This window comes from Stenotrophomonas sp. DDT-1 (genome assembly GCF_001580555.1).
Classification (GTDB): Bacteria; Pseudomonadota; Gammaproteobacteria; order Xanthomonadales; family Xanthomonadaceae; genus Stenotrophomonas; species Stenotrophomonas sepilia.
Genome location: NZ_LEKR01000054.1, coordinates 1 through 18,868, shown reverse-complemented (window position 1 = coordinate 18,868; position 18,868 = coordinate 1). Strand labels below are relative to the sequence as shown.

Here is an 18,868-nt window from a genome sequence, read left to right as displayed (position 1 = left end):
CACTCCCGCCGAGGCCGACCATGAGCAACGAAACCCTCTTCAGCAAGATCATCCGTCGCGAGATCCCGGCCACCATCGTCTATGAGGATGACGAGGTGCTGGGCTTCAAGGACATCGCACCGCAGGCGCCGGTGCACGTACTGTTCATTCCGAAGAACGAGATCATCCCGACCCTGGACGACCTGCAGCCGTCGCAGGCGCACCTGGTCGGCAAGCTGGCCCTGGCCGCTGCCGAATACGCGCGCCGCGAGGGTTTCGCGCAGGACGGCTACCGCATCGTGATGAACTGCCGCGAGCACGCTGGGCAGACCGTGTTCCACATCCACATGCACCTGCTGGCCGGCGCGCCGCTGGGGCATTTCGGTACGCCGGGGCGTTGAAGCCCTGTCCACGCATGCGTGGATGAAAAAGGCCGCCCGGAGGCGGCCTTTTCCGATCATGCGGGCTGGGGGGCGATCACCACCAGCCCCAACGGCCGTAGCCACCCCAGTACGGGCCCCACGGACCCGGGCCCCACGGGCCATAGGGGTAGGGCACCACATCGACCTGGCGCTGTTCCGGCCACAGGTAGATCACATCGGCCGACAGCTTCGGCAGGCGGTAGTCGTAGTCCCCGATGCGGGTGTTCTGGTAGCCGTCGATCTTGCCGATGAAGGTCACGTCACGCCCGGCTTCAAACACGGCCGGGTCGTAGAAACCGGCGCGGCAGGCAATGAAGCGGCCGTCGCTGGCGTCGGACGAGGTGGTGTTCGGGCGGCCACTGGCGTTGAGCGGGCGCGAGATCATCTGGAAGCAGGTCTCGCCCTGGCCGGGCTTGGTCTCGATGATGCGGCCGCCCCATCGGACCGGCGTGCCGACCTGCTGGGTGGCGACCGAGTCGCGCGGGGAAACCAGGCTGAACTGTCCCTGCAGCGGCTTGGGGGCCGTGGCGCAGGCCGACAGGGCCAGCGTGGCCACAGCGGTGAGGAGGAACTTGGTGTTCATGGGGAGGCTCCGGAAGTCGGGCGATGCCTGCGCAGGTCCCGCAATAATGAAGCGAGGTCGGTGCAAGTTCCAGCGTAGCGCGCGTCGGCGAAACGCTGGCTGAGCGCGAGCAGGGTCGGGTCGGGTCGCTGCCGGTGAACCCGCTGTGCCCAGTCCTGTGCGGTTTCGTGCGGTTCACGGGCCAGGCCAAGGCGCGCATACCGCCGCCCGAGCCGGTGCCAGGCGCGCAGCAGCGGGTCGCGCTCGCGCTCGCCGCGGGCCAGCAGCCAGGCCATCCACGCCAGTGCCAGCAGGGCGGCGACCACGAATCCGGTCACCAGCTGCGCCGGCCCGAGGTCATCCAGCCCGAACGGCTTGAGCAGTTGCTGCTGGCGGCGTGCATCGAAGGACAGCACCAGGTCGTTCCAGCCGCGGCGCAGCCAGTCACCCATCTGCCCCAGCTGCAGCCAGCGCTGTTGCAGCGGGGTATCGGTGCCGGCCCGCAGGCGGTCGTCCAGGGTGTCCAGGATGCGTTCGGGTGCCACGGCGGCAGTCGGGTCGACCCGCACCCAGCCGCGTTGCGGCAGCCAGACTTCGGCCCAGGCGTGGGCATCCATGCGACGCACCACCCAGTAGTCGCCGATGCGGTTGCGGGTACCGCCTGCGAAGCCGGTGACCACCCGGGCCGGAATGCCGGCGTTGCGCATCAGCACTACGAAGGCCGAGCTGAAGTGCTGGCAGAAGCCGGCCTTGTAGTTGAACAGGAAATCGTCGACCGGATCGCGCCCCGCCACTGGTGTATCCAGCGTGTAGGAGAAGTCGCGGGTGATCCATTGCAGCGCACGGCGGACGATGGCCTCGTCATCGCTGCCGGCCTCCTGCCGCCATTGCCGCGCGAGCTGGGCGGTGCGCGGATTGAAGCCGGGCGGAAGCTGCAGCGCCGCGCGGCGCAGGTAGGGCGAAAGATCGGTGTCGAACCGTTGCGGCGGCGCCGAATGCAACCGCCAGCGGCTGAGCGCGGACAGCGTGCGGTCGCTGCGCAGGCTCATGTCGGCATCGAAGCTGCTGCCCTCCGGTGCGCGGCTGGGCAGGTCCAGTGCCACCAGCAGGCGACGGTCGGTGGGCTCGTAGTCGATCTGGTAGTCCCAACCCTGTGCGGCGGTTTCGACTACCGGTGCGGGGCGCCCGGCCGTCGCGCGATCGCGGCTCCAGCGGTGGCCGTCGAACGACGTCAGCACCGGGCCGCGCCAATAGCGCTGCGCAGGCTCGGGCACCGTGCCGAAAAACTGCACGCGCAACGCCGGGGTGTCGTCGGCCATCAGGTCCAGCCACTGGTCCGGCGCCATGCTGTCAGCCAGGCCCGGTGTGCCCACCGCTCGCTCGGGTACGCCCCACAGCGGCGTGGACAAGCGCGGAAACAGCCAGAAGCAGGCCAGCGCGAGTGGCAGGCCGATCCCCAGCAGGCGGCCGACGCCACGCAGTTGTCCGCGCAGCGGCAGGCGAGGGCTGTGGCCCTCGTCCAGGGCCAGGCGTTGCAGGGCCAGCAGTGCGGCAACTGCGGCCAGCGCTGCCAGCCCGGTGGTCAGCGGCCCCTGGTCGAGCAGGAAGGCCGCGAACGGCGAGAACAACGCGAAGCCCAGCAGGCTGCGCGCATCGCGCAGGTTGCGCAGTTCGCTGGACTTGATCGCCAGCATCGCTGCCAGCAATGCACAGCCGGTATCGCGGCCCGGCCGCACCATGCCCATCTGCCAGACGATGGTGGCAAGCATGGCCAGCACCAGCAACAGGCGGACCGGCATCGGCAGCACCCGCCGCCACGAAAGCGCAGCGGTCAGCACGGCGGCGATCGCGATCACGCTGGCCAGCACCGGCGGCAGCTGCAGCAGCAGTGGCAGCAGCGCCAGCGCTGCGCTGGCCAGGGTCCAGCTGCGGGCGTTGCGGTCGAGCAGGACGGCAGGCTCAGTCATGGGGCATCAATGCCAGTGCGCGCAGGCACAGGTGGTGGTGGCTGGCACCCTGGCCGGGCCCCAACGGCGGATGGGCCGGAAGCAGCAGCGTATAGCGACGGCCTTCGCGTTCGGCCATGTCGACCCAGCGTGCCAGGCGTGCGATGCGCGCTTCATGGCCCAGCGCTGCCAGCGTGCGCCAGTCCAGCACCACTTCGATGCCGATCGGCTTCTCGTACTCGCGTACCAGCAGGCTGTCGCGGCGCGCCGAGTGTTTCCAGGCAATGCTGCGCGGGGCATCGCCGGCACGATAGGGGCGCAGCTGATGCAGCTCTTCGCCCGTGGCGTGGGCGCGGGTATGCAGGGGATCGCTGCCACTTTCCGGGAGGGGCGGTGCCTGGGCCTCGGCCAGCGGGTAGACCAGCAGCGGTTGCTCCGGCCACACCCACGACCATGCCCGCACCAGTCCCAGCGGCTGCGTGCTCGACAGGCGGATGCGGGGCAGTTCCAGCCAGCCGCGGCGCTCGCTGGGAACATCCAGCTCCACTTCGCCGCGACCGTGTGCAGGCAGTGCAACCCAGGCCTCGCTTGCGCCCAGCTGCAGGTGCAGCCCGTGGCGCGCGCGCGGGTCGCGCAACGAAAGGTCCACGCGCAGGCGCAGGGGATGCCCGGCCGGTACTGGTTCGGCGGAGATTGCATCGATCTGTATGCCGGACAGTTGAAGGTGCGCGGCGATGGCGCTGGCGATCGCTGCCGCGGCCAGCAGCAGCGCCAGCAGCAGGGCCGGGTTGTTGTTGTAGTTCAATGCGCCCAGCAGCATCGCCGACAGCAGGGTGGCGACGAACAGGCCGAAGCGTGTCGGTAGTACGTAGATGCGATGGCGGTCCAGTCGCTGCGGCAGGGCTTCGGGCCTGCGGGGGCGTGCCAGCAGCTGCATGCGTGCCCAGCGTGTGGCCACCTTCAGTCCACCGCGACGGTCTGCAGGATCGCCCGCGCCAGCGCCGGCCCGGAGCTGGATTCGGCTTCGGCCACCAGGCGATGGCCGGCCACCGCCACGAACAGGGTCTGTACGTCTTCGGGCACCACATGCCCGCGGCCGAGCAGCAGCGCGTGTGCCCTGGCGGCACGCAGCAGGGCCAGTCCCGCGCGCGGTGACAGGCCTACGCGCACGCCGGCATGGTGTCGGCTGCGGGTCAGCAGCGCCTGCACATAGTCGATCAGCGCGTCGCTGGCATGTACCTGGCCAACCGCTTCACGCAATGCACGCACCTGGGTGTCGTCCAGCTTCGGCACGGCACGCGCGATCAGATCGCGGCGATCACTGCCGCGCAGCAGCTCGCGCTCGGCCTGCGCGCTGGGGTAGCCCATCGCCAGGCGCAGCAGGAAACGATCCAGCTGCGAATCCGGCAACGGGAAGGTGCCGGACAGGTCGACCGGGTTCTGCGTGGCGATGACGAAGAACGGGTCGGGCAGTGGATGTGTCTGTCCATCCAGGGTGACCTGCTGCTCGGCCATCGCCTCCAGCAACGCACTCTGCGTGCGCGGCGGTGCACGGTTGATCTCATCGGCCAGCAGCACGTGGGTGAACACCGGGCCGGGATGGAACTGGAACTGGCGGCTGCCGGCCTCGTACACCGAAACGCCAAGTACGTCCGCCGGCAACAGGTCGGAGGTGAACTGCACGCGCTGGAAGCTGAGACCGAGGCTGCTGGCCAATGCGTGCGCCAACGTGGTCTTGCCCAGCCCGGGCAGATCCTCGATGAGCAGGTGGCCGCCAGAAAGCAGGGCAACAAAGGCCAGCCTGACTTCCGGCACCTTGCCCAGCACCAGTGCGTTCACCTGATCCTGTGCCTCCCGCAGGGCCTGGCGCAGTTGATCGGTTAGCATGCTGGGATTGGGGGACGAGGCTGGCATGATCGTCTCAGGTCTGGAATCCATTCGATTATCCATAGAGCAATGCAAGGCGAACAGCGCGCGCGGGCGATTTTTCTCTGGTTGTGGACGCTGATCACAGCGGCCAAGCTGGTGGTGGCCGCGCGCCTGCCGCTGTTCGTCGATGAGGCGTTCTATTGGCAGGAAGGGCAGCATCTGGCCGCTGCCTATTCCGACCTGCCGGGGCTGACCGCCTGGCTTGCACGCCTGGGCGTGGAGATCGGTGGCCATCACGTACTCGCATTGCGCCTGCCGTTCCTGGCCATCGGCGCGCTGCTGCCGATGCTGGTGGTGCGCATCGCCACGCGCTGGTTTGGCAACGTGGCCGGTTGGCAGGCGGGCAGCCTGACCCTGCTGATGCCGTTGTCGGCCACGCTGGGCCTGCTGGCCGTGCCGGACGTACCGATGGCGCTGGCGGCGGTGATCTGCCTGCACGCCGGCGCGCGCCTGCTGCACAGCGTGGATGCGTCCTCGGCGATGAAGCTGGCGCTGGGCCTGCTGATCGGTGCGCTCAGCCACTACCGTTTCATTGGTGTCATCGGTGTCGGCTTCATTGCGCTGCTGGCGTTGCCGCAGGGCCGTCGCATGCTGGCCGATCCGCGCGTATGGGTGGCGCTGGCGGTGGGCGTGCTGGCCTGGCTGCCGTTGCTGGCGTGGAATGCCGACAACCACGATGCCGGCCTGAAGTTCCAGGTGGTCGAGCGCCACCCGTGGACGTTCGAGTGGGAGGGGCTGTGGTTCCTGGTGATCCAGCCGATGCTGGTGACGCCGATCCTGTGCATCGCGATGTGGAAGGTCGCCCTGGCGGGTACCCGCAGTGGCGGTGGGGCGCGGGTGCAGTGGCGCTATTTCGGCCTGGTGGGCGGGGTGTCGACGCTGGGCATCTTCCTGCTGGGCTTCTTCACCGATGTGGAGCGGATCAGTTTCCACTGGCCGCTGCCAGGCTACCTGGCGCTGCTGGTGGCCGTGCCGGTGGTCCTCAACGGTTGGCCGCGCTGGCTGCGCCGTACCGGCTGGTGGCTGGCCGCTGCAGGTACCGTGCTGGCGTTCGGCTACTACCTGATGGCGTCCACGCCGGCACTGCGCGAGCAGATGGCCGGCAGCAAGTACTATCCGCGCAACTTTGCCGGCTGGCAGCCACTGGCCGTGGCGGTGCGTGACGAACTGTGGCAGATGCCACCGGGTACGCGTGTCCTGGCGGGCAACTTCAAGGTCGGTGCCGAACTGGGCTTCCAGCTGGGCAATGGCGATATCGAGGTGCTGCCACATCCGCTCAACGACAAGCATGGGCGCACCGCACAGCTGGCGCAGTGGGACCTGCTGCACGAAGGCCCGCGCAGTGTGCCTATGCTGCTGGTGCTGTCACCCAGTGACCAGCGCTACCGCGATCTGCTGGCGCGCTATCACACCCTCTGCGAGCAGGTGGGGCCGCTGCCGGCGCCGCGCGTGGTCAGCAGCGATCATGGCTTCCAGCGGTTCCTGCTGTTCCGGCTGCCGGCCGAGCGTGCGCAGGGGCCCTGCGTAACGCCCGCGATGGCCTGGCTGGATGCGCCGTCCAACGGTGAGAAGGTCTCCGGAACGCTCGCCATCAAGGGCTGGGCATTCAAGGATGGGGTCGGGCTGGCGCGGGTTGAAGTGCTGGTTGATGGCCGCTCGATCGGTGACGCGCGTTACGGGCGCGTGTTCGACGTTCGCCCCGCCTGGCCGGACAGTACCGATCCGCAGCATCCGGCGGTGGGCTTCGACGCGTCGCTGGACACCACCACGCTGGCGCCGGGCCGGCACTGGCTCGGCCTGCGCCTGCACGGGCGCGATGGCAGCGTGGAGGCGTGGCAGGAGCAACCGTTCGAGGTTCGTTGAGGTCCTCTGGTCCTCTGGAGCCGAGCCGATGCCCGGCTGCTTCCGAGTCAGATGGCAGGCAGCCTCGAAAAAAGCAGCCGGGCATGGGCTCGGCTCTACCGTTCACGGCACCGCGAATCCGGCCCTGCGCAGCAGGCCGCACAGCGCGATCAGTGGCAGGCCGACCAGCGCGGTCGGATCGCGGTTGTCGATCGCCTCGAACAGGCTGATGCCCAGGCCCTCGCACTTGAAGCTGCCGGCGCAGTCCAGAGGCTGCTCGGTGGCGACGTAGCGGGCGATCTCCTGCGAATCCAGCGCGCGGAAGTGCACTTCGGTCAGATCCAGGGCGGCGAGGGATTCTCCATCCCGCCTGAGACTGATTGCCGTGTGAAAGCGTACCGTCTGCCCGGACATCGCCACCAGCTGCGCACAGGCCGCCTCGACCGTGCCCGGCTTGCCCAGCGGCTGGCCGTTCAGGTCGGCGACCTGGTCCGAGCCGATCACCCAGGCACCCGGATGGCGCGTGGCGACATCGGCCGCCTTGGCGGCGGCCAGGCGCGTGGCCAGGGCCAGCGGCCCCTCGCCGTTCAACGGCGTTTCATCCACCTCCGGGCGTGCGCAGTCGAAGGGCAGGCCCAGCCGTTGCAGCAGTTCGCGACGGTAGCGGGAGGTGGAGGCCAGGACCAGTGACATGCGAGAATACCGGGGCAGGGTGCGGCAGTCTGGCCCGCCGGCAACGCCAGCAGCAAGTCCTGTATGGCGGGCATTTGACAGCGGGCGGTACGATCCTTAGTATTCAGCGGCTTATGTCCGCGAACGTGCCCGAAACGCTGGATGCCTGGCGGATGGTTGTAGCGCGAAGGCGCTTCGACGGTCAGGTCTCCCTGGCTGAATTGACCCGCCTGCAGGGGTTGGTCGCAGATACCGACGGCGAGTGTGTCTACTCGCTTGAATTCGGTCGCGACGACGTCTTGCGGGTATCCTATGTGGAACTGACCATCGACACCGCGTTGCCGCTGACCTGTCAGCGCAGCATGCAGCGATTCCTGTTGCCGGTGAAGGTGACCCAGAGGCTTGGCCTGATCCGCGACGAGGACGAGGAATCGTCCCTGCCGGAGGAATACGAGGTGTTGCTGGTGCCGGAAGACGGCCAGCTGCGTCCGCTGGACCTGGTCGAGGACGAGTTGGTGCTGGCGGTGCCTGTGGTGCCGCTGTCGCCCGACGGTGAAGCAGTCGACAAGGACTGGGCACCGAGCGAAGAAGAAACAAAGAAGGCCAACCCGTTTGCGGCGTTGGCGGCATTGAAGAAACAATAGCAGCCGGTTGTCGTCGGCGGCTGCGGCGAAAGCGAAAAGTGTGCTGGGCGCTGGCGTCCTGTGCGACGAAACGACGAAGCAAAACGAACCGAGTTTGGAGCAATCCCATGGCTGTCCAGAAATCCCGTGTTACCCCGTCCCGCCGCGGCCAGCGCCGTTCGCATGACGCCCTGAGCGCCAAGCAGCTGTCGACCGACCCGACCACCGGCGAAGTGCACCTGCGTCACCACATCACTGCTGACGGTTTCTACCGCGGCAAGAAGGTCATCCAGACCAAGACCTCGGCCGTCGAAGAAGATTGATGTGCCGGGAAGGCCGCTGCCCCCGGGCAGCGGCCTTTGCCTTCTTTCCCGGGCGTGCCGGTGATCGGCGGCCCGCGCAACAGGAAACATGATGAGCAAGCGGATCTATTCGAGGATCGCGGGCACCGGTAGCTATTTGCCGGAGAAAGTCCTGACCAACGCCGACCTGGAAAAAATGGTCGAAACCTCGGATGAGTGGATCCAGTCGCGCACCGGAATTCGTGAACGGCACATCGCGGCCGAAGGCGAGACCACCAGCGACCTTGGCTACAACGCCGCCCTGCGCGCGCTTGAAGCCGCAGGCATCGATGCCTCGCAGCTCGACATGATCGTGGTCGGCACGACCACGCCTGACCTTATTTTCCCGTCCACCGCGTGCCTGATCCAGGCCAAGCTCGGTGTGGCCGGGTGCCCCGCCTTCGACGTCAACGCAGCCTGTTCCGGCTTCGTGTTCGCGCTGGGCGTGGCCGACAAATTCATCCGCTCCGGCGACTGCAAGCACGTGCTGGTGATCGGCACCGAAACGTTGACCCGCATGGTCGACTGGAACGATCGCACCACCTGCGTGCTGTTCGGTGATGGCGCCGGCGCCGTCGTGCTCAAGGCCGACGAAGAGACCGGCATCCTCAGCACCCACCTGCATGCCGATGGCAGCAAGAAGGAACTGCTGTGGAACCCGGTCGGCGTTTCGACCGGCTTCAAGGATGGCGCCAATGGTGGCGGCACCATCAACATGAAGGGCAACGACGTGTTCAAGTACGCCGTCAAGGCGCTGGACTCAGTCGTGGACGAGACCCTGGCCGCCAACGGCCTGGACAAGTCCGACCTGGATTGGCTGATCCCGCACCAGGCCAACCTGCGCATCATCGAAGCCACCGCCAAGCGCCTGGACATGTCGATGGACCAGGTCGTGGTGACCGTCGACAAGCACGGCAACACCTCGTCCGGTTCAGTGCCGCTGGCGCTGGATGCCGCCGTGCGGTCGGGCAGGGTCGAGCGCGGCCAGCTGCTGCTGCTGGAAGCCTTTGGTGGCGGCTTCACCTGGGGTTCGGCCCTGCTGCGCTATTGATAGTGCAAGTTACGACAATGTGAAGTCTTGTCGTTACGGCCCTCCGGGGCCGTAGCGCGTTTAAGGAGGACCTGTCATGGTTGAGCCCATCTTCATCGAAGGGCAACGTGCCTGGCTGAAGCAGTACGGCAAGGGAAGCCGGGCACTGGCCCTGGGCCTGCTCAATTTTGTTGCGCGCCGTTTCCATCTCGATGCCCTGCGCCCGCCGCCGCACCGTGGTGGCGACGCCGCGCGCGAAACCGAGGCCCGCCGCCTTGCAGAGCTGCAGGCGCAAGGCGTGAACGTGCCGGACGTGCTGGGCACCGGCCATGCCGCGCTGGTGATCGGCGACAACGGCAGATCATTCAATACCTGCCTGCGCGAAGCCGACGAAGCCGGTCGTGATCGGCTGGTGATGGCGGCGATGCAGGCCATTGCCCAAGCGCATGCGCGCGGCGCCTATTTTGGCCAGCCGCTGCCGCGCAATCTCACCTGGGACGGGCAGCAGGTCGGCTTCATCGATTTCGAGGAAGATCCGCTGGAAGTGATGGACCTGTCCGAAGCGCAGGCCCGCGACTGGCTGATGTTCGGCTATGGCGTGGCCAAGTACTACGCTGATCGCCCCGAACATCTGCAGGCGATGATGGCCGAGGCGATGGGCGAGGCCCAGGCGCCTGTGCGCGAGCACGTGCATGCGGTCAGTGGCCGCCTGCGCAGCCTGGCCAGGGTCTGCATGAAGCTGGGCCGCTCAGCGCGCGCGCTGGCCCATTCGATCTTCATCACCCACGGTGCCAGCACTGCTGGCGTGCTGATGCTGGTGGGCCTGTGCGTGGATTTCCTCGCTGATGGCGATCTGGATGTGCTGCAGCTGTTCTGCTGATGGCTGATCGGGGTCAGACCCCTTTTCCGCAGGAAAAGAGATCTGACCCCGTCGCGCCTGCCCGTCATTGCTCCATACGCCTGCATACGCGCACGTACAGACGACACAGCGGATTCCCCCTTATCATGGCCCGCTTCGATTGCAACAAGCGGATGACCGCGTGACCGTATCCACCCTCGCTTTTGTCTTCCCCGGCCAGGGCTCGCAGTCTGTGGGCATGGTGGCCGAGCTGGCCGAACTGCACCCGCAGGTGCGTGAAGCCTTCACCGAGGCATCCGATGGTGCCGGCGTCGACCTGTGGGCGCTGTCCCAGGGCGGCCCGGAGGAAATGCTCAACCGTACCGAATACACCCAGCCGGCCCTGCTGGCCGCGAGTATCGGCGTGTGGCGTGCCTGGAACGCCGTGGGCGGTCCGCGCCCGTCGGTGCTGTCCGGCCACAGCCTGGGCGAGTACACCGCCCTGGTTGCCGCCGGCGCGCTGAGCCTGCATGACGGTGCGCACCTGGTGCGCCTGCGTGGCCAGCTGATGCAGGAAGCGGCGCCGGCGGGTGTCGGCGCCATGGCCGCCGTGCTCGGTGCCGAAGACCAGCTGGTGCTGGATGTCTGCGCCGAAGCCGCAGGCAGCCAGGTAGTGGTGCCGGCCAACTTCAATTCGCCGGGCCAGATCGTGATCGGTGGCGACGCCGACGCGGTCGACCGTGCGCTGGCGCTGCTGGCCGAGAAGGGCGTGCGCAAGGCGGTCAAGCTGGCCGTCAGCGTGCCCTCGCACACCCCGTTGATGCGCGAAGCGGCCAACCGCCTGGCCGAAGTGATGGCCGGCCTGTCCTGGCAGGCGCCGCAGCTGCCGGTGGTGCAGAACGTCGATGCCCAGGTGCATGACGGCGTGGACGCCATCCGCACTGCGCTGATCCAGCAGCTGTACCAGCCGGTGCAGTGGACTGGTTGCGTGCAGGCGTTGGCCGCCCGCGGCATCACCCAGATCGCCGAGTGCGGCCCGGGCAAGGTGCTGACCGGCCTGGTCAAGCGCATCGACAAGGCCATCGACGGCCGTCCGCTGGCCACGCCGGGCGACTTCGAAGCCGCCCGCGAGGCATGGTCGGCCTGACCTTCCCTGTTCCTGCCGACCGTACCGGTGGCCGCTGTAAGCGGCACGGTGCGGCGGCCGCTCCCGTCTGAGGAAAACATCATGAGCAAGCCCCTGCAGGGTGAAATCGCACTGGTCACCGGTGCCAGCCGTGGCATTGGCGCCGCCATCGCCGATCTGCTGGCCGCCCAGGGCGCCACCGTCATCGGCACTGCCACCACCGAATCCGGCGCCGCCGCGATCGGTGAGCGCCTGGCCGCCCACGGCGGTCACGGCCGCGCGCTGAACGTCACCGACGCCGCTGCGCTGGACAGCGTGCTCGATGGCATCGCCAAGGAATTCGGCCCGATCTCGATCCTGATCAACAATGCCGGCATCACCCGCGACAACCTGCTGATGCGCATGAAGGACGAGGACTGGGCGTCGATCATCGACACCAACCTGACCAGCGTGTTCCGTACCAGCAAGGCGGTGATGCGCGGCATGATGAAGGCGCGCAAGGGCCGCATCATCAACATCGCATCGGTGGTGGGCGTGACCGGCAATGCCGGCCAGGCCAACTACGCGGCCGCCAAGGCCGGCATCATCGGCTTCAGCAAGTCGCTGGCCAAGGAAATCGGCTCGCGCGGCGTCACCGTCAATGTTGTCGCACCCGGCTTCATCGACACCGACATGACCAAGGCGTTGCCGGAAGAAGCGCGTACCGCGCTGATCAACGACATCGCCCTCGAACGCCTGGGTTCGCCGGAGGACATCGCCCATGCGGTGGCGTTCCTGGCCAGCCCGGCTGCCGGTTACATCACCGGCGAAACCCTCCATGTGAACGGCGGCATGTACATGCCGTAAGCAAGGGGCGCAGGGATTGCGCCGCAAGTGGTTGATCTGCGGAGGTTTTTGCTGCAATGCAAGGCCGCGCCGGTTTCCACTACACTATCCCACGGCCATCGCCCTTGATGGCGACCACTTTTGAACCACAACTCCATCTGGAGCGAGATCCCATGAGCACCATCGAAGAACGCGTCAAGAAAATCGTCGTCGAACAGCTTGGCGTCAAGGAAGATGAAGTCACCAACAGCGCATCGTTCGTCGATGACCTGGGCGCTGACTCGCTGGACACCGTCGAGCTGGTGATGGCCCTGGAAGAAGAATTCGAGTGCGAGATCCCGGACGAAGAAGCCGAGAAGATCAGCACCGTGCAGGCCGCCATCGACTACATCACGGCCCACGTCAAGGCCTGATGTCAGACGGCAGTGCGCGCGGGTCTCCGCTCGCCGCGCACCGCACCCCATGGGGCCGCAGTTGCGGCCCCGTGTGTTTGAGCATCACACCGAAGCAAACCGTGTTACCCGATTGAACCTTCGGGTCAGGAGAATCAGCAATGAAGCGTCGCGTCGTCGTAACCGGCCTGGGTATCGTCTCGCCGTTGGGCAATGATCTGGCCAGCAGCTGGGAAGGCATCACCCAGGGTCGTTCGGGCATCGGTCCGCTGACCAACGTTTCTGATGCCTACCTGGACCGGTTCACCACCAAGATTGCAGGTGAGGTCAAGGGCTTTGACATCACCGCCGACAACGAACTGTTCGGCAAGTACCGGGTCAGCGGCAAGGATGCCAAGAAGATGGACCCGTTCATCCATTATGGCCTCGGTGCCTCGTTCATGGCCCTGCACGACTCGGGCCTGGAGATCACCGACGCCAATGCCGAGCGCATCGGCGCCATTGTCGGCGCCGGCATTGGCGGCCTGCTCGGTATCGAAGAGCAGACCATCGAGTTCCATGAGGGCAAGAAGATCTCGCCCTTCTACGTGCCCAAGACCATCATCAACATGCTGCCGGGCCAGCTGAGCATCATCGCCGGCCTGAAGGGGCCGTCGTTCTCGGCGGTGTCGGCGTGCGCGACCTCGAACCATTCGATCGGCACCGCGATGCGTATGATCCAGTACGGCGACGCCGACGTGATGGTGGTGGGTGGTGCCGAACGTGGCTCATCGCCGACCGCCGTGGGTGGCTTCTGCGCGATGAAGGCGATGAGCACCCGCAACGACGCCCCGGAACAGGCCTCGCGCCCGTGGGACAAGGACCGTGACGGCTTCGTGCTGGGCGACGGCGCCGGCATCCTGATCCTGGAAGAGTACGAGCACGCCAAGGCCCGTGGCGCGAAGATCTACTGCGAACTGGCCGGCTTCGGCGCCAGCTCCGACGCGTACCACATGACCGCCCCGAGCGAGAACGGCGAAGGTGCCGCGCGCTGCATGGTCATGGCGATGAAGGACGCCGGCGTGACCCCCGAACAGGTGGGTTACCTCAACGCGCATGGCACGTCCACGCCGCTGGGTGACCTGGGCGAGACCATGGCGATGAAGACCGCTTTCGGCGACCACGCCTACAAGATGATGGTCAGCTCCACCAAGTCGATGACCGGCCACCTGCTGGGCGCGGCCGGCGGCGTGGAAGCGATCTTCTCGGTGATGGCGCTGCAGGACAACGTCATTCCGCCGACCATCAACCTGCAGCAGCCGGGCGAAGGCTGCGACCTGGATTACGTGCCCAACGAAGCACGCCAGGCCAAGGTCGACGTGGTGATGTCCAATGGCTTCGGCTTCGGCGGCACCAACGGCACGCTGATCTTCAAGCGCGTCTGACCGGGTTGTAGCGTCGGGCCATGCTCGACTGAACGTGCATTACGCACGAGGAGGCCGCCGCAAGGCGGCTTCCGTGCATCTGAATCCCTGAACTGGCCATCATGACCCACGCACCGCTGATCCACCCGCTGCCGCACCCGATCGATCTGCTGGCCCTGCAGCAGCACGACCCGGCACGCTTCCCGCTGCTGATGGAATCCACCGCCTCGGGCACCGCCCAGGGCCGCTGGAGCCTGCTGCTGGCCGCGCAGGGCGAGAGCCTGCGGCTGGATGCCGATGGCCAGGTGCGCGACCTGCAGGGTGCCGTGCAGCCCGGCACGTTCCTGCAGGCGCTGGATCGCGCCTGGCAGCACGAACGCCTGCCGCACGACGGCAGCCACAGCCTGCCGTTCCGCGGCGGCTGGGCGTTGATGCTGGACTACGAAGTGGCCAGCCAGATCGAACCGGTGCTGCCGGCGCGCGCGCGCGCGGACGGCCGCCCCACCGCGCTGGCGCTGCGTTGCCCGGCTGCGGTGCTGCACGACCACCAGAACGACGCCAGCTTCGTCATCGCCGAAGCCGGTGAGCAGGCCCTGCTGGAGGCGCTGGTGACCTTGGCGTCGCAGGCACTGCCGGAGGCTGGGCAGGGCTGGCAGCCGCCGCAGTCGGTGGGCGAGGATGCGCCGCAGCGCTTCACCGACGGCGTGCGCCGGGTGATCGACTACCTGCGTGCCGGCGATGTGTTCCAGGTGAACCTGTCGCGGCGCTGGAGCGCGCAGTTCGCCGCGCCGGTCAGCCCGCAGGCGCTGTACGCGCAGCTGCGCCGTGCCAACCCGGCACCGTTCGCCGGCTTGTTCAGCGCGCACGGCCGCCACGTGGTCAGCTCCTCGCCGGAGCGGCTGGTGTCGGTGCATGCCGGCCACGCGCAGACGCGTCCGATTGCCGGCACGCGTCCGCGCTTCGAGGGCGACGATGATGCCGCGCGCATCCAGGAGCTGGTCGGCCACCCGAAGGAGCGTGCCGAGCACGTGATGCTGATCGACCTGGAGCGCAACGACCTGGGCCGTATCTGCCTGCCCGGCACCGTGGTGGTCGATGAGCTGATGACCGTGGAGAGCTACGCGCATGTGCACCACATCGTCAGCAACGTCAGCGGCCACCTGCGCCCTGAGGTCACGCCCGGCGAGGTGATCGCCGCCACGTTCCCGGGCGGCACCATCACCGGCTGCCCCAAGGTGCGCTGCATGCAGATCATCAGCGAGCTGGAGCAGGTGCCGCGCGGTGCCTACACCGGCGCGTTCGGCTGGCTGAACCGCGATGGCGACTTGGACCTGAACATCCTGATCCGTACCGCCGAAGTGGATGGCCACGAGGTGAGCTTCCGCACCGGTGCCGGCATCGTGGTTGATTCGGACCCGGACAAGGAACTGGACGAGACCCGCGCCAAGGCCCGCGGCCTGCTGCGCGCGCTCGGCCAGCAGGGGTAGTGCCGGTGGGTGCCAGTGTTGTGGTGGGTGCCGACCGTTGGTCGGCACGCAGGCGCCACCCCGGTCATGACCCCAATCCATCGGCACGGTATCCTGCACGACGGAATCGAGTTCAGAGGTAGTCCATGGCGGGAGCCAAGCGCGGGTGTCTGTTCGTGGTAACGCTGGTGGTGGTGCTGGCCGCCGTCGTGGCCGGCGCGGGCGCGTGGTTCTTCTACCAGCAGACCCGCTTCGCCGATGCCCCGATCACCCCGACCGCCGAGAGCGTGGTCATCGCCAGCGGCGATGGCATGAACAGCGTGCTGCGCAAGCTGCGCGATGCCGGCGTGGACGAGGGCCAGGACGCCCAGTGGCAGCTGCTGGCGCGCCAACTCGATGCGGCCGGCAAACTGAAGGTGGGCGAGTATGCGCTCAGTGGCGAGCTGACCCCGCGCGAGCTGCTGCTGCGCATGCGTGCCGGCAAGGTGCTGCAGCACCGGGTCACGATTGTCGAGGGCTGGAACATCCGCCAGCTGCGTGCTGCACTCAAGCGCGCCGAGCCGCTGCTGCACACCACCGATACCCTGGATGACGCCGCGTTGATGCAGCGCCTCGGCTTCGGTGGCCAGCACCCGGAAGGCCGCTTCCTGCCGGAGACCTACGTCTACCAGCGCGGCGACAGCGATCTGGACGTGCTCAAGCGCGCCCACGCCGCAATGGAAAAGGCGCTGGACGAGGCCTGGGAAAGCCGCGCGCCGGACCTGCCGATCAACACGCCCTACGAACTGCTGACGCTGGCCTCGATCATCGAAAAGGAAACCGCGCTGGCCAGCGAGCGCCCGCAGATTGCCGGGGTGTTCATGCGCCGCCTGAAGATCGGCATGCGCCTGCAGACCGACCCGACCGTGATCTACGGCCTCGGTGCTGCGTATGACGGCAACATCCGCCGTCGCGACCTGACCACCGACACCCCCTACAACACCTATACCCGTGCCGGCCTGACCCCGACCCCGATCGCCATGCCCAGCCGTGACGCGCTGATGGCGGCCGCGCAACCCGCGGCGGGCGATGCGCTGTACTTCGTCGCCGTGGGCGATGGCAGCGGCGCGCACGTGTTCTCGCCCAGCCTGGACCAGCACAACGCCGCCGTGGCGCGCTACCTGCAACAGCTGCGCCAGCAACGTACCCAGGAGACCCCGGCGCAATGAGTCCCGCGCTGCTTCGCCACCCGCGTTTCGTCAGCCTGGAAGGCGGCGAGGGCGCGGGCAAGACCACCGCCATCAATGCCATCCGTGAGTGCCTGCGCAGCCACGGCCACGAGGTGGTGCTGACCCGTGAACCGGGCGGCACGCCACTGGCCGAGCGCATCCGCGGCCTGGTGCTGAAACCCGATGCCGAGATCGCCGCCGAACCGCTCAGCGCCGAAGCCGAGCTGCTGCTGGTATTCGCCGCGCGCGCGCAGCATGTGCGCCAGGTGATCCGGCCGGCGCTGCAGCGCGGCGCCTATGTGCTGAGCGATCGCTTCACCGATTCCAGCTACGCCTACCAGGGCGGTGGCCGCGGGCTTGACCCGCAGTGGATTGCCGACCTGGAGCGCCGCGCGGTCGGCCTGTTGCCGGGGCTGACCCTGTTGCTGGATGTGGACGTGGCCGTCGGCCGCGCGCGCGCCAACGGCCGTGACCTGTGGCCGGACCGCATCGAGAGCGAGCAGGACGATTTCTTCCAGCGCGTGCGCGAAGTGTTCCGCAGCCGCGCACAGCAGGACCCGCAGCGCTTTGCGTTGATCGACGCCGGCCAGGTGCAGGAACGCGTGGCCGCCGACGTGGTTGCGCGTGTCGAGCGCTGGCTGCAGGACGGGGAGGGCGCATGAATACCTTTTCACCGTGGCAGCAGCGCGCGTTCGACCAGACCGTGGCCGCGCTCGACGCCGGTCGCCTCGGTCATGGCCTGCTGATCTGCGGCCCGGCCGGGCTGGGCAAGCATGAGGTGGCGCTGGCGCTGGCCGACCACGTGCTGGCGCAGGGCGATGCAGCCCACGCAACGCGCACGCGCCAGCTGATCGCAGCGGGTACACACCCGGACCTGCAGCTGGTCAGCTTCATTCCGAACAAGAGCGGCGACAAGCTGCGTACCGAGATCGTCATCGAGCAGATGCGCGAGATCACCGACAAGCTGGCGCTGACCCCGCAGTACGGCGTGGCGCAGGTGGTGATCGTCGACCCGGCCGATGCGATCAACCGCTCGGCGGCCAACGCGCTGCTGAAGACCCTGGAAGAGCCGCAGCCCGGCCGCTACCTGTGGCTGATCAGCAGCGACCCGGCACGCCTGCCGCAGACCATCCGCAGCCGTTGCCAGCGCCTGGAGTTCAAGCTGCCGCCGCAGCACGAAGTGCTGGCCTGGCTGCAACAGCAGGGCCATAGCGAGGCATCGGCGCGCGAAGCGCTGGAGGCCGCGCGCGGCCATCCCGGCCAGGCCGACAACTGGCTGCGCGAAGACGGCCTGAGCCTGCGCCGCGAAGTCGGTCGAGATCTGGAACAGCTGGCCGCCAGCAAGACCGGCGCGGTGGAGCTGGCGCAGAAGTGGTGCGGTGACGACAACGCGGCGCTGCGCCTGCGCTTTGCCGCCGACCTGGCGCTGGCCCAGGCCAGCACCGATGCCTTGACCACGCCGGAGCGATTGCACAAGCTTGCAGCCTGGTTCGATGCGGCCAACCGCACCCGCGACCTGCTGCGCACCACGGTGCGTGCAGACCTTGCGGTGGTCGAGTTGCTGCTGGCCTGGAACAAGGTGAACGAGCGGCCTGCCGCAAGGGGAAATCGATGAGTGCCAGCAACGCCCGCCAGGGCATCCTGTCCCTGGCCGTGAAGGACAAAGCCGCGCTGTACAGCGCGTACATGCCGTTCGTGAAGAATGGCGGCATCTTCGTGCCCACGCCCAAGCGCTACTTCCTGGGCGACGAGGTGTTCCTGCTGCTGACCCTGCCCGATTCCAGCGAGCGCCTGCCGGTGGCGGGCAAGGTGATCTGGGTAACCCCGGCCGGCGCGCAGGGCAACCGCACCGCCGGCATCGGCGTGCAGCTGGCCGATGGTGCCGAAGGCGAGGGCGTGCGCCACAAGATCGAGACCCTGCTGGCCGGGCTTACCGGCTCGGACAAGCCGACCCATACGATGTGATTCCGGTAGCGCCGGGCTGGGCTCGGCTGCATGCCCCGAAACGCCTGTGAATCCGCTGTTCTGTAGAGCCGAGGCATGCTCGGCTGCGCACCCCGAAAACACCCGTGAACACGAATGTGAAAAAGTGTTGACGGCCTCTGAAAAGCCCCTATAATGAGCGGCTCAGCAACACACCGGGCGGTTAGCTCAGCGGTAGAGCATTGCCTTCACACGGCAAGGGTCACAGGTTCGATCCCTGTACCGCCCACCATGTTGCAGAACGAAAGAAGCCTCCAGAAATGGGGGCTTTTTTGTTACCA

The 18,868-nt window shown here is 67.5% G+C and carries 20 protein-coding genes and 1 tRNA gene; 16 read left to right on the top strand and 5 right to left on the bottom strand.

Features of this window, described 5'->3' with window-relative positions; genetic code table 11:
• Positions 1-20 precede the first annotated feature (20 nt).
• Positions 21-380, top strand: a complete 360-nt coding sequence (locus tag AB839_RS18830; protein WP_005415497.1) for a histidine triad nucleotide-binding protein — start codon at positions 21-23, stop codon at positions 378-380.
• A 76-nt stretch (positions 381-456) separates the two neighbouring features.
• On the opposite strand, the gene AB839_RS18825 is transcribed toward AB839_RS18830, so the two are convergent.
• From AB839_RS18825 to AB839_RS18810, 4 genes are read right to left on the bottom strand one after another with little or no spacing between them, the layout of a single operon-like run.
• Positions 457-984, bottom strand: a complete 528-nt coding sequence (locus tag AB839_RS18825; RefSeq protein ID WP_005415498.1) for a Slp family lipoprotein — start codon at positions 982-984, stop codon at positions 457-459.
• Positions 981-2,930: a DUF3488 and transglutaminase-like domain-containing protein gene (locus AB839_RS18820; RefSeq protein WP_061480524.1), complete on the bottom strand. Its 1,950-nt coding sequence runs from the start codon at positions 2,928-2,930 to the stop codon at positions 981-983. The genes AB839_RS18825 and AB839_RS18820 overlap by 4 nt, the downstream gene beginning before the upstream one ends.
• On the bottom strand, positions 2,923-3,846 hold the full coding sequence (locus tag AB839_RS18815) for a DUF58 domain-containing protein (protein WP_061480523.1): 924 nt from the start codon (positions 3,844-3,846) through the stop codon (positions 2,923-2,925). The genes AB839_RS18820 and AB839_RS18815 overlap by 8 nt, the downstream gene beginning before the upstream one ends.
• A 23-nt stretch (positions 3,847-3,869) precedes the next feature.
• On the bottom strand, positions 3,870-4,823 hold the full coding sequence (locus AB839_RS18810) for an AAA family ATPase (protein ID WP_049417066.1): 954 nt from the start codon (positions 4,821-4,823) through the stop codon (positions 3,870-3,872).
• 42 nt (positions 4,824-4,865) lie between these two features.
• Here AB839_RS18810 and AB839_RS18805 point away from each other — a divergent pair, with 42 nt between their 5' ends.
• Positions 4,866-6,701, top strand: coding sequence for a glycosyltransferase family 39 protein (locus AB839_RS18805; RefSeq protein ID WP_061480522.1), 1,836 nt, complete (start codon positions 4,866-4,868; stop codon positions 6,699-6,701).
• 102 nt (positions 6,702-6,803) lie between these two features.
• Here the strand turns inward: AB839_RS18805 and AB839_RS18800 are convergent, their stop codons facing one another.
• Entirely contained in the window at positions 6,804-7,373 is a 570-nt protein-coding gene (locus AB839_RS18800; protein WP_061480521.1) for a Maf family nucleotide pyrophosphatase, read from the bottom strand.
• Between the two features lie 113 nt (positions 7,374-7,486).
• On the opposite strand from AB839_RS18800, the gene AB839_RS18795 reads away from it, so the two are divergent.
• From AB839_RS18795 to AB839_RS18730, 14 genes are all read left to right on the top strand, one after another.
• Positions 7,487-7,996, top strand: a complete 510-nt coding sequence (locus AB839_RS18795; protein ID WP_061480520.1) for a YceD family protein — start codon at positions 7,487-7,489, stop codon at positions 7,994-7,996.
• A gap of 107 nt (positions 7,997-8,103) precedes the next feature.
• Positions 8,104-8,298 carry a 50S ribosomal protein L32 gene (gene rpmF / locus AB839_RS18790; protein WP_005408308.1) on the top strand — a complete coding sequence of 65 codons (195 nt, stop codon included), beginning with the start codon at positions 8,104-8,106 and terminating at the stop codon, positions 8,296-8,298.
• A 91-nt stretch (positions 8,299-8,389) separates the two neighbouring features.
• Positions 8,390-9,367, top strand: a complete 978-nt coding sequence (locus tag AB839_RS18785; RefSeq protein WP_005415505.1) for a beta-ketoacyl-ACP synthase III — start codon at positions 8,390-8,392, stop codon at positions 9,365-9,367.
• A 76-nt stretch (positions 9,368-9,443) separates the two neighbouring features.
• On the top strand, positions 9,444-10,226 hold the full coding sequence (locus AB839_RS18780; RefSeq protein ID WP_061480519.1) for a hypothetical protein: 783 nt from the start codon (positions 9,444-9,446) through the stop codon (positions 10,224-10,226).
• Positions 10,227-10,386: 160 nt separating this feature from the next.
• Positions 10,387-11,331, top strand: coding sequence for an ACP S-malonyltransferase (gene fabD / locus AB839_RS18775; RefSeq protein WP_061480518.1), 945 nt, complete (start codon positions 10,387-10,389; stop codon positions 11,329-11,331).
• Positions 11,332-11,412: 81 nt separating this feature from the next.
• Positions 11,413-12,156, top strand: a complete 744-nt coding sequence (gene fabG, locus AB839_RS18770) for a 3-oxoacyl-ACP reductase FabG (RefSeq protein WP_061480517.1) — start codon at positions 11,413-11,415, stop codon at positions 12,154-12,156.
• Between the two features lie 152 nt (positions 12,157-12,308).
• On the top strand, positions 12,309-12,548 hold the full coding sequence (acpP, locus tag AB839_RS18765; RefSeq protein ID WP_061480516.1) for an acyl carrier protein: 240 nt from the start codon (positions 12,309-12,311) through the stop codon (positions 12,546-12,548).
• A gap of 140 nt (positions 12,549-12,688) precedes the next feature.
• On the top strand, positions 12,689-13,951 hold the full coding sequence (gene fabF, locus AB839_RS18760) for a beta-ketoacyl-ACP synthase II (RefSeq protein ID WP_061480515.1): 1,263 nt from the start codon (positions 12,689-12,691) through the stop codon (positions 13,949-13,951).
• Between the two features lie 101 nt (positions 13,952-14,052).
• Positions 14,053-15,417, top strand: a complete 1,365-nt coding sequence (locus tag AB839_RS18755; RefSeq protein WP_061480514.1) for an aminodeoxychorismate synthase component I — start codon at positions 14,053-14,055, stop codon at positions 15,415-15,417.
• 125 nt (positions 15,418-15,542) lie between these two features.
• Positions 15,543-16,604 carry an endolytic transglycosylase MltG gene (gene mltG, locus AB839_RS18750; RefSeq protein WP_061480513.1) on the top strand — a complete coding sequence of 354 codons (1,062 nt, stop codon included), beginning with the start codon at positions 15,543-15,545 and terminating at the stop codon, positions 16,602-16,604.
• On the top strand, positions 16,601-17,266 hold the full coding sequence (gene tmk, locus AB839_RS18745; protein WP_061480512.1) for a dTMP kinase: 666 nt from the start codon (positions 16,601-16,603) through the stop codon (positions 17,264-17,266). The genes mltG and tmk overlap by 4 nt, the downstream gene beginning before the upstream one ends.
• Positions 17,263-18,219 carry a DNA polymerase III subunit delta' gene (locus AB839_RS18740; RefSeq protein WP_061480511.1) on the top strand — a complete coding sequence of 319 codons (957 nt, stop codon included), beginning with the start codon at positions 17,263-17,265 and terminating at the stop codon, positions 18,217-18,219. Before tmk ends, AB839_RS18740 begins: the two co-directional genes overlap by 4 nt.
• Entirely contained in the window at positions 18,216-18,569 is a 354-nt protein-coding gene (locus AB839_RS18735; protein ID WP_005412452.1) for a PilZ domain-containing protein, read from the top strand. The genes AB839_RS18740 and AB839_RS18735 overlap by 4 nt, the downstream gene beginning before the upstream one ends.
• A 175-nt stretch (positions 18,570-18,744) precedes the next feature.
• Positions 18,745-18,819: transfer RNA gene (locus AB839_RS18730), tRNA-Val, on the top strand.
• The last annotated feature ends 49 nt before the right edge of the window (positions 18,820-18,868 follow it).

Bases quoted from the DNA above. Each gene is read 5' to 3' on its own strand.
- AB839_RS18785 (WP_005415505.1), top strand. From the start codon at position 8,390: ATGAGCAAGCGGATCTATTCGAGGATCGCGGGCACCGGTAGCTATTTG.
- AB839_RS18810 (WP_049417066.1), bottom strand. From the start codon at position 4,823: ATGCCAGCCTCGTCCCCCAATCCCAGCATGCTAACCGATCAACTGCGC.
- AB839_RS18825 (WP_005415498.1), bottom strand. From the start codon at position 984: ATGAACACCAAGTTCCTCCTCACCGCTGTGGCCACGCTGGCCCTGTCG.
- AB839_RS18795 (WP_061480520.1), top strand. From the start codon at position 7,487: ATGTCCGCGAACGTGCCCGAAACGCTGGATGCCTGGCGGATGGTTGTA.
- fabG (WP_061480517.1), top strand. From the start codon at position 11,413: ATGAGCAAGCCCCTGCAGGGTGAAATCGCACTGGTCACCGGTGCCAGC.
- AB839_RS18755 (WP_061480514.1), top strand. From the start codon at position 14,053: ATGACCCACGCACCGCTGATCCACCCGCTGCCGCACCCGATCGATCTG.
- acpP (WP_061480516.1), top strand. From the start codon at position 12,309: ATGAGCACCATCGAAGAACGCGTCAAGAAAATCGTCGTCGAACAGCTT.
- AB839_RS18830 (WP_005415497.1), top strand. From the start codon at position 21: ATGAGCAACGAAACCCTCTTCAGCAAGATCATCCGTCGCGAGATCCCG.
- AB839_RS18735 (WP_005412452.1), top strand. From the start codon at position 18,216: ATGAGTGCCAGCAACGCCCGCCAGGGCATCCTGTCCCTGGCCGTGAAG.
- mltG (WP_061480513.1), top strand. From the start codon at position 15,543: ATGGCGGGAGCCAAGCGCGGGTGTCTGTTCGTGGTAACGCTGGTGGTG.
- rpmF (WP_005408308.1), top strand. From the start codon at position 8,104: ATGGCTGTCCAGAAATCCCGTGTTACCCCGTCCCGCCGCGGCCAGCGC.
- AB839_RS18800 (WP_061480521.1), bottom strand. From the start codon at position 7,373: ATGTCACTGGTCCTGGCCTCCACCTCCCGCTACCGTCGCGAACTGCTG.
- AB839_RS18780 (WP_061480519.1), top strand. From the start codon at position 9,444: ATGGTTGAGCCCATCTTCATCGAAGGGCAACGTGCCTGGCTGAAGCAG.
- AB839_RS18815 (WP_061480523.1), bottom strand. From the start codon at position 3,846: ATGCAGCTGCTGGCACGCCCCCGCAGGCCCGAAGCCCTGCCGCAGCGA.
- AB839_RS18740 (WP_061480511.1), top strand. From the start codon at position 17,263: ATGAATACCTTTTCACCGTGGCAGCAGCGCGCGTTCGACCAGACCGTG.
- AB839_RS18820 (WP_061480524.1), bottom strand. From the start codon at position 2,930: ATGACTGAGCCTGCCGTCCTGCTCGACCGCAACGCCCGCAGCTGGACC.
- fabF (WP_061480515.1), top strand. From the start codon at position 12,689: ATGAAGCGTCGCGTCGTCGTAACCGGCCTGGGTATCGTCTCGCCGTTG.
- AB839_RS18805 (WP_061480522.1), top strand. From the start codon at position 4,866: ATGCAAGGCGAACAGCGCGCGCGGGCGATTTTTCTCTGGTTGTGGACG.
- tmk (WP_061480512.1), top strand. From the start codon at position 16,601: ATGAGTCCCGCGCTGCTTCGCCACCCGCGTTTCGTCAGCCTGGAAGGC.